We start from the raw sequence: 13,759 nt of genomic DNA, 5'->3' as shown, positions 1-13,759 counted from the left end.
AGGATACCGTTTACAAGACATTCTTCTTCAGTATATATACTATTTGCTTGTATCTTACAGCTAGTTTTCTACTTGATTATTTCCTCTTTAGATTTACTTTATAAATAGCCTCTTAACTTTTGTAAACCCCTTTTTCGAGGTGAGCCATGCTAACAGCTGCTAACGTGTCCTCTGAAATGGCGGTGAATTACTTCGTCAAGAATTACTATCATCAAGGGAAGTCCCTTTGGAGTGGTCAAGGTGCTGAAAAGTTAGGTTTGTCAGGGGCAATCGATGATGAAGATGCTTTCAAAAATATCATTGAGGGGAGATCGCCTGATGCTAAAGAACAGTTAAATGCTAGGGCAGTGAAACCAAAAACGAAGAGAGCTGCATTAGACTGTACATTCTCTGCCCCCAAAAGTGTAAGCTTAATGGCCTTGGTAGGTGGGGATACACGTTTAATCTTTGCTCACCATCAGGCATTGAAAGAAGTAATAAAACTGATGGAAGAACGTTATGCCTATACAAGAGTGACAGATGATAACAACAGACATAGAGTTAAAACTGGTAACTTGGTCGTCGCTCAGTTTGACCATATCGAGAGTCGGGACTTAGATCCACATCTGCACACACACTGTTTGCTGATGAATATGACGCAAACAAGAGATGGTAGATGGTTGAGCCTGGGCAATAATGAAATATTCGCCAATAAGAAATTCTTGGGAATGGCGTATCAAAGTTATCTGGCGCGTGAAGTCCTCAAACTTGGGTATGAAATAGAGTTTCGTTTACATGGGCAGTTTGATATCAAAGGCTTTTTGGAGAAAGATTTAGAAACGTTTTCTAAGCGACGACAACAAATCATCGCTTCATCTGGGGTTAATTCTACTTGGGCAGAACGTGAGAAAATCTGGGACGATACCCGCCAGCGTAAGCAAAAACTACCAGAATCAGAGTTACTTGCATTCTGGAAAGAAGAAGCTGCGGCGTTAGGGATTAGGTTTGTTAAGCCTTCTGCAAGGCAGGATATACCAGCCTATGATTTGAGTTTGGTAGATGCGTTAAATAATGCGATCGCACATTGCAGTGAGAGAAATGTCGCTTTTAGACAAGAGGATTTAGAAAAATTCATCCTAGAGTCACGTTTAGCTACGGATGTAACAGCCATTGCAGCCCTGATTAGAGAACATCAGGAGTTAATCGGTTTGCCAGGGTTGACTTACCAATTTACGACGATGACAGCGGTGAGGCGGGAGTTGGCGACGATTGACTTGATGCAGCAAGGTCAATGTCAAGTCATCCCCATTTCTCAAAGAGAAGTAGTTGAAAGTCTGTTGGAGAAAAGCTTGCTCAATATTGGACAGCGCCAAGCAGTAGAATTAGCTGCAACTACACAAGACCAATTCATTGCGTGGCAGGGGGTAGCGGGTGCTGGCAAGACTTTTGCTCTTAAAGAACTCAAAGCGATCGCTTTCAACTCCGGCTACACTATTATTGGCTTCGCCCCCAGTTCCTCTGCTGCTAAGGTTTTGAGCGAAGAGTTAGAAATTCAGTCTGAAACTGTTGCTAGGCTTTTGGTTTCGGAACCACAGAAAATTGAACCAAATCAAATCTGGATTGTGGACGAAGCCGGTTTACTCAGTGCTAAAGATGCTCATGCACTCCTACAACGAGCAACCTTACTTCAAGCTAGGGTGGTTTTAGTAGGTGACACTCGGCAGTTGTCAGCAGTATCAGCAGGTAATCCATTCAAATCCTTGCAGCAAGCAGGAATTAAAACCGCACACCTCAATGAATCGTTGCGCCAAAAAGACCCTCAACTAAAATTAGCAGTAGATTTAATCGCTGATGGCAGAATAGAAGCAGGATTTAAACGACTAGAAGCCAACGGTTCCATACTTCAAGTAGAGAGTGAATCCAAAATAGAGCAGATCGCCAATGGTTATATAGTAGGGACACCAGAGCAGCGACTCAAAACTCTTGTGTTAGCTGGAACAAATACAGAAAGACTTGCCCTTACCCAAGCGATTCGAGACAAGCTCAAGGGTGAAGGAACTTTGGGAGAAACTGCAACCATCACCCAATTGCAAACCAAAAATCTCTCAATTGTACAGATGCAGTTTGCCCATAACTTTGAAATTGGTGATGTGGTCATGCCGACACGGGACTATAAACGTCGGGGGCTGGAGAAAGGCAAACTGTATGAAGTGGTTGGTCGAACTACTGACAAGTTGACCCTAAGAAGTGATAATGGTCAGGTAATGGATGTAGACACGGCTTTTGAGAAAGCGGTTTACCAGAGTCACCAGATTGAAATTGCTGTGGGCGATCGCCTGCAATGGAAGAAAAACGATCGGCAATTGGGACGACGTAACGGACAGGAGTTTACTGTAACAGGGATCGACCTGAACATAGTCCAGATTAAATATGCTGATGAGCGTACTGAATGCATTAGTTTGGCACAGGCGCAAAACTTAGACTATGCCCTTGTGAGTACAACATATAGTAGTCAGGGGAAAACTGCGGATCGGGTGTTAATTTCGGCAGATTTCACTATTGGACAGGAAAGTTTTTATGTTGCTGCCAGCCGTGCAAGGCATGAATTAAAAATTTACACCGAAGATCCAACGCGATTGGTAGAGTTAGCGCAACAGTCGAAAGCCAAAGATAATGCTTTGGAATTGCTACGAAAACAAATTCAGAAATCGACGATTGAGCAGCACCAAGCAATAACTATAAATATAAGTGCCCCTTTTGAGAAGCCAGTACTAAAACAAGAGACGACAGTATCTACTCCAAATATCCAGCCAATTGTGAAATCAGTCGCATCTAGCCGGACAACAAGCCATGATTCATCAATAAAAGTACCGAAAGTCTTGCCCGTCTTGAAAGAGACACCAAACTATAATACTGTTGAATCGGTTTTCTCCAAGCCAGTACTGAAATATGCTGCCCCAACAGAAGCATTTTGGACACCACATCATACTGAAGACATTCCCAATTTTCTTGAACCAAAGCACTGGCAAGAGTTTGAAGATAGCGCTATCCATCCTGATATTGCGGCAAAAAATTTTGAAAGTCTTCAATTCAACTATGCAGGTGGTGAGCATGAGTCTTGGGAAAGACTCATGGTTAGTGAAAAACTTAATCGTACAAATACCGGGAGGTTAACGGAGGGATTAATCAGAACATATTCTCATCTTGATGCTGGAGGATGGTGGTGTGATGCTGGAGTTGATGCGCGAACATTTGCTGATTTAACCCCAGGTGATAAACCAACTCTTAAACGATGGGGATGCTACAAGCCAAATCAACCAAGACCCAAAAAAGATGAGAATAATCAAATAATTGAAGGGAAATTCATTAAATATGAGCATCCCCCAAAAGTTGATTTAAGTATATTCTTGCTTAATGTCCCTGAAGATATTGCCGAACGCATTTACTCCAAACACAAGGTGAACCCCAGTGATAGCGATCGCCAGTCAGGATTTTGGTACTGTGTATGGAAACATAATATCCCGTGTGCGATCGCAGAAGGAGCTAAAAAAGCAGCCAGCCTGTTGAGCCAGGGTCACGCTGCCATTGGGCTACCTGGGATTTCGGCGGGATACCGAACTCCCAAAGATGAGTTTGGCAAGAAAATTGGCAAGTCTTACCTGCATGAAGAGTTAGCAGTTTTTGCCACACCTTCTCGAGAAATCAAATTCTGCTTTGACTATGAAACCAAGCCTAAAACGAAGCTCAATATTGAGAGGGATATTTCCGTAACTGGAAGATTGTTGCAGAAGCTTGGAGCTAGGGTCAAGGTCGTCAGCTTGCCAGGGCCTTCTAAAGGTGTTGACGATTTCATAGCCGCAAGTGGGCCACTGGCTTACGAAAAATTGAGCCATCAAGCAATGAAGTTAAGGGACTGGCAACAGCACAATCAACACTCAAAAGTTGCTGCAACAGAACCACCCAAACTTCAGCTTAAAGAAAGTTCTTTACAACAAACCTCACCAAATCAACCAATAGGACAAACCCATGACAACCAACAACAACCCAACCCAGATACAGTTATTAACCGAGAAGATAGAGGAATTATTAACCTCTCACGGGAAACTGAACAAGAATTTCGAGCAGTTAGAAATCAAGAACTCTCAACTCACCGAAAAAATTCAGAGCTTAGAGGTAGCCCAGCAACAGAGGTTGAGCGACTTCTTACAGCAGTTAGCCGAGACATTGAATGCCAAGAAGTCCTCGAACTTAGAGCCATTAGTACAAGAATTAACCCAAGCTCTACAGATGATTGGCTTCGAGGTCAACGAGCAACGAACTTCTCAAGACAAGTTAACCCAGAAGATTCAGCAATTATTGACGGCGCAGCAAGTGATGTCAGTTTTGAACAAAATGGAAACGCCAAACGACCAACTACCGAACAACTCTTAAACGCAATTACTGAGAATATTCAACAGTCAATAGTTGATAATGCCTTGGTTGAAACGTTACCACAATTAACAGAACAACTGTACGGGTATCAGCAGCACCTCTTAGGAGCTAGAACCAGATTAGATGACTTTGGAGCAGTGATTGCTTCAATTGAGGAACAAATTTCATCAAAAAGAACAGTGGATGTAATCTCTGACTTTATTGAACAGTCAGTAGTTGAGTCCACCCTAATAACTTTGTTGCCACAATTGCTAGAGCAACTCTCTCAAGTCAGTCAGCAATTAGCTCACAAAACAGCTATTGCTCAACAGTCAGAACTTTCAAGTTCACAAAAAACTGTTTGGGCAATTGCTGAAAATATTGAATACTTGGCTGTCTCCTCTGCCCTCACTGAAGCTTTACCACTGTTAATAAAACAACTCTCTCCCTTGAGACAGCAGCAAAAAGGAGTCAGAAGTAGATTTGACGATTTAGAAGCAGTCATTACTCAAATTGAGCAACGACTTTCATCACAAAGAGCTATAGACGCAATTACTCAAAATGTTGAATACTCGGCTGTTTCCTCTGCCCTCACTGGAACATTACCGCAACTAATAAAACAATTTTCTCCTTTGAGACAGCAGCTAAAAAAAGGTATTGCCACATTCGACAAAATATTTACAGCAATTGAGCCATTATCACAACGCCTTGATTTACAAAAAACTATCGATATAATTGCTGAGGATATTGAACAGTTGGCTGTAGAGTCTGCTTTAAGTGAAACGTTACCACAACTAATAGAGCAACTCTCTCAACATCACCAGCATATCTCAGGAAGAATAACTAAATTCGACGACCTAGAAACAGCAATTTCTCAATTTGAGCAGCACCTTTCAACAAAAAAAACTGTCTTATCAGTTCTTGAAAACATAGAACAGTCATTAGTTGAGTCTGCCCTAGCTGAAACTTTGCCACGGTTAATAGAACAACTTTCTAAAACTTGCCAACAGCAAAAAGCTCTTAAACCCGCATTTGATAAAATATCTACAAGAATTGAGCATGAAATACAATATCTTTCTTCACAAAGGACTGTAGACGCAATTGCTCAAAATATAGAACAGTCATTAGTTGAATCCATTATTACTGAAACGTTACCACAACTAATAGAACAACTTTCTAAAACTTGCCAGCAGCATAAGGGAAGAACCACCTTTGAGGGCTTAGGAGTAGCTATTACTCAAATTGAACAACGGCTTGATTCACAAAAAACTGTAGATCCAATTATTGAAAATATCGAATACTTGGCTGTTGAGTCTGCCCTCATTGAAACTTTACCACAATTAATAGAACAACTCTCTCAATATCACCAGCAGCTAAAAGGAGGAAAAACTAGATTCCACGGCTTAGAAGCAGCTATTACTCAAATTGAACAACGACTTGAATCACAAAGAACTATCTTATCAATTGCTCAAAGTATAGAACAGTCATTAGTTGAGTCCATCATTACTGAAACCTTACCACAACTAATAAAACAACTTTCTCAATTCAGCCAGCAGCTAAAAGTAGGAAAAACCACATTCAACCAGTTTCAGCAACTACTGGACAATGAATTCGTAGGGTATTTGACCCAAAAAACTCGAACTTCAGAACACTTAGCTCTTAATGCTATTTCTGACTACGTTGCTCAAGAAACTGTTGCAAGTTATGAGACTGGATCAGCGCTCTCAAAACTGAAAGAATTGCTAAGGGTGAGCCAATCCCAAACTTATACCGAATTTACTACTGCTTTACAAAAGATACTTGACTTGACTGAAAAATGGGGACGTCATCAAAATCATTCTCAAGGAAACGTTCAATCCCTCTCAATAGAAGTAGAAACTGAGTTATTAAAAGAGTCAGTTAAATTACACATTAAACAAATAATTCACGGTTTAGATATTGAAAGATTGGCTGCTTTAGTTATGGAAGTAGGAAAATATGTCAAAGGTGAAAAGGTAACAAGAGCAAAGGTCAGCGAGTTATTTACGAGTGTTACAACTGATGCCAAAGCTTTGACTTTTGAGCAAAAAATGAACATCGTTAGGCAACTGATTAGAGATGACAAACCATCGATTCTGAAGAGATTGAAAATAAACCCTCAACAATCAGATGATAACGGGGAGCAAATCCGGTTTCGGCGCTAACTTATCAGTTATGAGTTATCAGTTATCAGATATTTCCATTAACTCATTCATAGGTTAGTTGTTCACTAATAACTGTTCACTGTTTTAATTGGTATTGTTATTCCCACTATTTTTAACTGCTTACCTAAGACAAAATTTATTAGTTTCTGACCGCTCACTAAGATTATTTTATCGGAGCGACGAATCAATTGTTTTGATAACTGTCCAGTTATGCCAGTATGCACGAATAATCCACCACTAGCTCCTTCTCCTTCGATACAGCACAGGAAATCTTTGATGTGTTCTGGGCTAATGTAATCAGCGTAACGCTTAACCTGGATTACATAAAGCTTTCCCAAAATCAACACGCGACCATCTATCCCGCCGTCACCGATGTACCGAAAGTTGCGTTGGATTTGCCAGCCCTGTTCAAAGCAACAAGTGAGTACCAATTCTTCAAAAACATAAGGCGATATCCTGCGTAGCGTAGCGATTACTACTGGCAATTTGGCTAATTGAGTTATGCTACGAAGCTCAAGTAATACTTGACTAGCGTACTCAATATTATTCAAGTGTTTCTTAAGCTTTTTAGGTAATCTAACCCTTGGTGTTCGCGCTGGGCTTGGTAGTAATTGCTTCTTAAAATTTTTAGCTAAGAAAGCCTTTTGGATTGGTACTGAGCTTTGTCGTACAGGCTTCTTAAAGTTTTTAGCTAAGAAAGTCTTTTGCGTTGGTACTGGGCTTTGTCGTACAGGCTTCTTAAAATTTTTAGCTAAGAGAGTCTTTTGCGTTGGTGCTGGGCTTTGTCGTACAAAATTTTGAGATGAAATGTCAGACGATTTTGTACTCTTAGGTGGTAATGGCGATTGCTTCAAACCTTGGGAGCGATACTTTGACTTTGGCATTGAAGGTGGAAATAATACAAACAGCCAAGCTAGAAAAATTATTCCACCCAGTGCAAACAACAAACCAATGATTAGGATTAGTATCATTTTTACACTCCCCTTTGATCATGGCTTACCTGTGCATATTTCTAAATTGTGATTCTTGTTGAGAATCCTGCTGAATTTGATGATGCATATCAACAACAGATTGAACCTTATCAAGTGCCTGTAACTGTTGGTCACTTACGTTAGGTGATAAAACTCCATCAGTGAGAACAGGCTCGCCGTTTTTGGCACGAACGATTACATTATCGCCAAGGCGTTCAAAATCAAAACTTCTACTTTTAAAACTTTTAGAACCATCAGAGTTATCTTTGCCCAAAATATTCAGTAGCGCTTTGACACTTTGCTCAATTGCCTGACCTTTGACATCCTCAACAGCCGCCCGTAGTTCAGTTCGAGTATTGTCAATAGCTGACTTGACACCCATAAGACTTTGATCAACAGTGTTTTTAACACCGTCTACTTGTGTACGTAACTCTTGAGTTAAGTTCCCAATTTGTTGATTGAGTTCATCCCTGACATTATCTGTGTTTTCTCTGACTTCATCTAGTCGGTTAGTAACTTGTTGCTCAATTGCCGCTTTTATCTGTGCAATTTCTTTTCTTAGCTTGGTGACTTCCGGTGTTAGAGCATCCAAAACTCGCTCAAATACATTTTTAGCCGTTTTCTTTACCTGACGTTCAACTGACCCAACCCAGTTTTGAAGAACCGTATTTTGAACTTGTGGTAAAAACCGTTCATTTACTTGGGACAATGCTTTTTGGGTGTTTTCAATCAACTGTTGTTGCTTTTCTAAAGACTTGCCCATTTCGCTAACTTGAGCAGCCAGTTCTGACAAGGATTCAGGTGTTTGTTCATTTTTTTTGAGACTGTCAACAAGTTTTTGTTGCGACTCTAGTTTAGATTGCAAAACAGCCACTTGTTTTTGCAAAGCTTCTACACTGTAAATTCGCTCATTACTTACAACTTCATTTTTCTGCGTTCGCGGAGCTAAACCTAATTGGTCAGTCAGTACTTCTCCATTTTTAATATGGAATACTTTTTCATTACCAATTTTAATAGAAATTGCCCCTTGAGAATTTTTCGGGTCAGACAGAGCTTTTTTTAAGTTCTCTACTATCGTTGGTGTTAATAAGTTTTTAGAGGGTGATTCTCCCAATGTTCCTTGATAAACTTTGCTAGAGCTAGAGTAAATATGAACATCCTTGGTAGGATCTAATCCTTTTGCTTTAGCTTTCGCATGGATGAGTTTCAGGAGAGATTCTAAAATGTCTAGATAATCTCGTTTAATTTCATTCGCTTCACCATCTTCAATCATTATTTTCACCTTTGATAATTGACTGAATTAACAGTTCGGGATTAATCGCTACTTCTGGCAAAACTATCCCACCGAGTTTATTAAGAACCTGTCTACCTTCAACTTCAATGTAAGCAAACTCTCCATCAATCATCACTGTTATCGATGATGTATTTTTTTCAGCATGAACTGGAACATAATCTTTCAGAACACCATTTAATACAAAAATATTGGCATCATCTGCATCACCACTATAGACTTCAAGGCATTCAGGAAGATAGTTAGCATCAAAAGGCAAGTTATCCCAACTATCAGCAGTGTTTAAAATCTCGCTCGGATATTTATCTGCTAGGGCTGCTATATCAGGAGGAAGTTTAGCAATTTGTTTTCTATCATAATCAGAGAATGGGTAAAACTTACTTGGTGACATGGTTTTTATCCAGGGAATAGGGAACTCTTAACAGGGAACAGAATTTATTGTTGTAGCTTTTTAATAAGAGCAATAATCATCCGCCTCTCTTCTGGTAGTAAAAGGATATGTCAGTTTGGCTACATAGTCCTACTCTCTGAGATAAAATAATATGTGTTTCTAATTCGTTAAGTGAACCTTGGGCAATGTTAAGAAATCTTATATACTCAGCCGTTGATCTTCTTCCATAGCCTTCTGCTATGTTAGCTGGAATAGATGCCGCAGACCTTCTGATTTGTTGTACCATTCCATACAACTCATCTTTAGGAAAGAGTTTGGTCAAAAAATAGCATTTCTCAGCTATATCTATACCTTTTTGCCAAATCTTTAAGTCTTTAAAATCATTAATTTCTGACATATAAAGCCTTCATTTATTACTATTTTTTTCTATTCTCTGTTCCCCGTTAAGAGTTCCCTGTTCCCTGTTCCCTTTTTCTTGCCTAAATCAGGCTTGCATATTCTGATAACTGCTCTTGATTTTCTATCAAAGGTAACAATTTTATCGCGGAGGCTCGGCGAATTTTCATTTCTTCATCTGCTGGAGTTAAGAGAGTAGACTTTTTAGATAAGAACTTTTGAAACTCGTACCAAGCTTTCACACTGTCAGCTTCAGATTGGATTTCATGCTGAGGAATCTTAATTGATTGCAAGATTGGCAAACTTATTTGACCACGAGAACGAAAACCGGGACTAATAATTACTGCTTTTCCCTCTGGTAAGGTGTTAAATTGATTGACATCAAACAACTTGCGAGTACTGTTTTGGTCAGAATTAGAAATGCTTGCACCCCCCTTTCCTCCTGATGAGCGAGAACGTTGCTTGTATTTAATTTCCTCTTCACCTAAAAACTTACTAAAACGTTCCGCCGCTACATCATCTTGGGGATTAAAGAATGCCTTAGTCGCACAACCACCAAAGATGGCATTCGTTGTATTTTCTCCATACGCCTCAATTAGCATTGAGAGATTTTGTAAACCTAAGATAGAAATTAGTCCATCCTCGCGGTTTTGGTTCAACCAATCCACTAGGGCTGGTAAATATAACGTCGGTAATTCATCGACCCCAAGCACAAGAGGACAAGTACGTTTCAAGGCGACATTTCTGCTTATTATTAAATGCAGAATCGAAACAAGCAATGGTGCAATTACATCACGCTTTTCTTTATTCATCCCAAATATCACCATCTGCCGTCCTTTCAAGTCCAGTGGAATATTGGTTTTTCCGCAAAAAAAAAGCCGCCAATGCTGCTGGAACCATGAATCGGCTGAACAATCCGCTTGCTGTACCCACAATACTAGCTGCTGTTTCTGGCGACCCGGCGACAGATACAAACTGTGCGAAAGCCTCTCTAACCATGAAATTCAGATTTTCTACTTGCTCTATGCGCTTCACTAACTTTGGCAACCCTAGTATCGCTTGGCACATCATGATATCTGGATACTCTGTGCCCTTTGCCAGCATAAAGACGGCTTGGACTAACTGATCGCCAGCGTTGGTAAAGAAGCTATTTCCAGAATCTTTATCACCGAGTTGGAAATTGCGATTGAGTGTAATCGCAAGTTGCCGCGCCATTTCTGAGTCTTCATTACTGCCAAGAAAGTCTATTGGATTGGCAACTGCCGATTCTGGAAATCCTGGGGCTAAGACGGTGACTTTGTAACCACGTTCGAGTGCATACCCCGCGAGTATTGGGGCTTGTCCTTTAGATGCGGAATAAGCTGATTCCTGCTCTGCATACTTAAAATCATAAAGTGCTAAGGGGAATCCTTGATCTATTGCTGAACGAATCAACGGATTAATCATTGAAAATGATTTTCCACAACCTGGGCCACCACAAACGAAAATCCCCCGTTGTGCGTCTGGTAAGTAAAGGGTTACTGGATCTTCGGGAATGCACGTTTTCCTGATGCCATTGACAATTTCACTTTTTATATTCTTGGGAGTGCCGACGTACAGAGACACACGATTATGTTTACGTTTATTTATTTGTTTGCACGCTAGTTTACGGGCTGCTGTCTTCTCTGCTGTTCCACCCCACCTTGCAGTCGCTAATTTAGCTTTACCCTGAATGGCATCTATGTATTTGGCTACCACAATCACCGCACCACAGGCCACTAACCCCAGTCCTGTGGGTGAAATTAGTGCAGAAGAGAGTCCTGGTGGAATGAATTGGTTCGCATTGACTTGCGTGTTGGTCGTTGTCATTGTCCGCTCCCCACAATAACTAACCCATTCTCTTTAACTCCAAGCCAGGGCACTGGCCCAATAAAATAGGGCGTACAAGTTTTTTGCATAAAAGGAGGACGCACACAGATTCGCAAAAACAACCCAAAGTCTGCTGTACCAGATGATTCATTCACTCCGATCAATGCAACCTTGAATCCATTACCATATACCAACCGTCCTGTCGGTTCCTTCCCGGAATTGACCGCAGCCAAGAAACCATAACCACCTTTTACTTGCTGTGATGACCCAGAAGCCCAGCGTTTTCCATATAATGCACCCTCTGAACCTGAGAAATCGCCCATTTCTAGATATGAGCATTCTTTACCAGCAGTACAAGCAGTAGGTACAGTTTTATCGCCCCTTACTACACTGCCAGATATAAAATAATTATTCCCAACTCTTGCATCACCTCGTTCAGAAGTACCAAGAACTACAGAAGCAATTCCCACAACACCAACACCAGAATTAATTGGTTGGGGCATCTTATCGAAGGGTACTCGGTTTAATCCAGGGACTTGGTTAATATAACTTTGCTGCCAAGACTTGAATTTTCCCAAGGAAGTTGATGTTAATCCTGGTATAGAGTTTAACGAGTACTTGCTTAAATCAAGTTTACCTAAAGGGAGATTCGCTGCTTCCGGGTTTGACCGTAAAATTTGAGAAATGTTTCCACCACTTAATACCCTATTTCTAGACAATAAGGCGGCTATTGGTGGGACTTTTTGAAGGCTTAAGTTTCCTAAACTAGGGATGGCCTTAACTAGTGATGCTGGTGTCTGCCATTGCATTAATCCAAAATCTTTTAGTGTCAGTTTGTTATTATTTGATGCGATTAAACTTATCGATTTCAGGCTCAAACTGGACATTTTAAATGCATCATCCGCATCACCCAGCATCACAACAGAATCAACTTTTTGTCCTGCTGACCAGGAACGTGACGGGTCATATCCAAATAGCGAGATGAGATTCTGTGGAATGCTTAGATATCCCGGTTGTTGCACAGGCGGGAGATTATCCCATGTAATTCGTGACCAGTCTGGAGCCTGAACAAGATATTGACCTTGCGAATAGGTAATTGTCGGAGTTTCAGCCTTTGATGGAGCAGGTAAGACAAATGGAATTAAAGACATAGCTGTTAATAAATATTTTTTCAACTTCATTTGTTCTCCTGATTAATTAACTAATAAAGAAATATAGCGATAGGGAATCACTACTCCAAATAAATTACCCAACTCTTTCAATAAGTCACGCTTCTGACGTAAAAATTTAGCACTTAAGAGTCAAAAGTCAGAATTTATAAAAGGTTTGATATTCCCAGCACATTTATGACTCAAATGAGTTTCTGATTCTTTTACTCTTCTGACTCCTGAATTCTTACCTTTTGACTCATTATCTTTGCCCCCACTGAATTAACTGATTAAAAACTTCCTCCTTAACACCAGAACGCGAAATAGCTTCTTCTTTGCTCTTGCCCTGACGTAGTAATTTAATCGCATCCTGAGCTTTTTTCCAAGTTATTGAACCCTCTTGAATTTGACCATTACTATGAGCGATCGCTAAACCATAAACAAGAGCATTAGCATCATTTCTTGGAAAAGCCCTACCAGGTAATATAGAGTTTATAGTTGCTGCTATTGGTTGGCGTATTGTTGCTGGCGTTGGTATCCTATCTAAGGCTAAGGTTGTTGGGGCTACTTCCGATTTAATGGCTACAGGTGGTACTACAGGTAATGGACGAGCCGAATCTGGTTTAATCACCAGACTAGTGTAAGATGGACTTCCTGTAGCAGGAACTAATTTAAATTGGTATTGTTTTTGTCCCTCTGACCCACTAGTAATGATGGTTATTTGTGTATTTCCATCTGAAGAGGAAGTTAAATTAGCAAACTTAATTGGTGTGATTTGCCGCAAGAATAAAACCGTCGCATTTCCTTGACTGCAATTTGAATCATTAGAATTATCATTACTTTTCTGACACAAGTTTCCGTTGGAGGTAAAAGTAATTCTAGAGGGGTCGCCAATCCAGACTTGCTTGATAACTTCTCCAGTAGGCATCAAATTAATCGTCAGTCCATAACCTTGACAAATTTTCAGTTCCAGGAAATTAGAATCAACATCCTGAGAATAAACAGTTCTAACACTTCCAGCTAAAACCTGATGAGAGTTAATTAACAATAATGTTGCCGCTAGCACTAGATTTTTTTTCATAACGAAATCGTTTGATTAACGAATATCTGTACTGTCTGACCAGCATCAATCACGAACACTT

Annotated in this window: 9 protein-coding genes; 1 reads left to right on the top strand and 8 read right to left on the bottom strand. The window is 40.3% G+C overall.

Annotated elements, in window-relative coordinates; translation table 11 throughout:
- The first annotated feature begins 146 nt into the window (after nucleotides 1-146).
- Nucleotides 147-6,572 (top strand): MobF family relaxase, encoded by a 6,426-nt coding sequence (gene mobF / locus H6G97_RS34980; RefSeq protein WP_190945022.1) that lies wholly within the window; start codon nucleotides 147-149, stop codon nucleotides 6,570-6,572.
- Between the two features lie 65 nt (nucleotides 6,573-6,637).
- Here the strand turns inward: mobF and H6G97_RS34975 are convergent, their stop codons facing one another.
- From H6G97_RS34975 to H6G97_RS34945, 8 genes are all read right to left on the bottom strand, one after another.
- On the bottom strand, nucleotides 6,638-7,543 hold the full coding sequence (locus H6G97_RS34975; RefSeq protein WP_190945013.1) for a restriction endonuclease: 906 nt from the start codon (nucleotides 7,541-7,543) through the stop codon (nucleotides 6,638-6,640).
- Nucleotides 7,544-7,568: 25 nt separating this feature from the next.
- Nucleotides 7,569-8,816, bottom strand: a complete 1,248-nt coding sequence (locus H6G97_RS34970) for a hypothetical protein (protein WP_190945011.1) — start codon at nucleotides 8,814-8,816, stop codon at nucleotides 7,569-7,571.
- Nucleotides 8,809-9,225 carry a hypothetical protein gene (locus H6G97_RS34965; protein ID WP_190945009.1) on the bottom strand — a complete coding sequence of 139 codons (417 nt, stop codon included), beginning with the start codon at nucleotides 9,223-9,225 and terminating at the stop codon, nucleotides 8,809-8,811. Before H6G97_RS34965 ends, H6G97_RS34970 begins: the two co-directional genes overlap by 8 nt.
- Before the next feature lie 76 nt (nucleotides 9,226-9,301).
- On the bottom strand, nucleotides 9,302-9,622 hold the full coding sequence (locus tag H6G97_RS34960) for a four helix bundle protein (RefSeq protein ID WP_190945007.1): 321 nt from the start codon (nucleotides 9,620-9,622) through the stop codon (nucleotides 9,302-9,304).
- Between the two features lie 82 nt (nucleotides 9,623-9,704).
- Nucleotides 9,705-10,433: a type IV secretory system conjugative DNA transfer family protein gene (locus H6G97_RS53370; RefSeq protein WP_242055665.1), complete on the bottom strand. Its 729-nt coding sequence runs from the start codon at nucleotides 10,431-10,433 to the stop codon at nucleotides 9,705-9,707.
- A complete protein-coding gene (locus H6G97_RS53365; protein ID WP_242055659.1) occupies nucleotides 10,426-11,469 on the bottom strand; it encodes a type IV secretory system conjugative DNA transfer family protein in 1,044 nt (347 codons plus the stop codon). The genes H6G97_RS53370 and H6G97_RS53365 overlap by 8 nt, the downstream gene beginning before the upstream one ends.
- Nucleotides 11,466-12,650, bottom strand: a complete 1,185-nt coding sequence (locus H6G97_RS34950) for a hypothetical protein (RefSeq protein WP_190945005.1) — start codon at nucleotides 12,648-12,650, stop codon at nucleotides 11,466-11,468. Before H6G97_RS34950 ends, H6G97_RS53365 begins: the two co-directional genes overlap by 4 nt.
- 229 nt (nucleotides 12,651-12,879) lie before the next feature.
- Nucleotides 12,880-13,698 carry a hypothetical protein gene (locus H6G97_RS34945; RefSeq protein ID WP_190945003.1) on the bottom strand — a complete coding sequence of 273 codons (819 nt, stop codon included), beginning with the start codon at nucleotides 13,696-13,698 and terminating at the stop codon, nucleotides 12,880-12,882.
- Nucleotides 13,699-13,759 lie beyond the last annotated feature (61 nt).

Source organism: Nostoc flagelliforme FACHB-838, from assembly GCF_014698065.1.
GTDB classification, from domain to species: Bacteria; Cyanobacteriota; Cyanobacteriia; order Cyanobacteriales; family Nostocaceae; genus Nostoc; species Nostoc flagelliforme_B.
The sequence above is the reverse complement of the archived record's forward strand: the minus strand, read 5'-3'. Positions and strand labels throughout refer to the sequence as shown.

Coding starts and splice junctions, on each gene's coding strand:
- mobF (WP_190945022.1), top strand. CDS start 147: ATGCTAACAGCTGCTAACGTGTCCTCTGAAATGGCGGTGAATTACTTC.
- H6G97_RS34975 (WP_190945013.1), bottom strand. CDS start 7,543: ATGATACTAATCCTAATCATTGGTTTGTTGTTTGCACTGGGTGGAATA.
- H6G97_RS34970 (WP_190945011.1), bottom strand. CDS start 8,816: ATGATTGAAGATGGTGAAGCGAATGAAATTAAACGAGATTATCTAGAC.
- H6G97_RS34965 (WP_190945009.1), bottom strand. CDS start 9,225: ATGTCACCAAGTAAGTTTTACCCATTCTCTGATTATGATAGAAAACAA.
- H6G97_RS34960 (WP_190945007.1), bottom strand. CDS start 9,622: ATGTCAGAAATTAATGATTTTAAAGACTTAAAGATTTGGCAAAAAGGT.
- H6G97_RS53370 (WP_242055665.1), bottom strand. CDS start 10,433: ATGAATAAAGAAAAGCGTGATGTAATTGCACCATTGCTTGTTTCGATT.
- H6G97_RS53365 (WP_242055659.1), bottom strand. CDS start 11,469: ATGACAACGACCAACACGCAAGTCAATGCGAACCAATTCATTCCACCA.
- H6G97_RS34950 (WP_190945005.1), bottom strand. CDS start 12,650: ATGAAGTTGAAAAAATATTTATTAACAGCTATGTCTTTAATTCCATTT.
- H6G97_RS34945 (WP_190945003.1), bottom strand. CDS start 13,698: ATGAAAAAAAATCTAGTGCTAGCGGCAACATTATTGTTAATTAACTCT.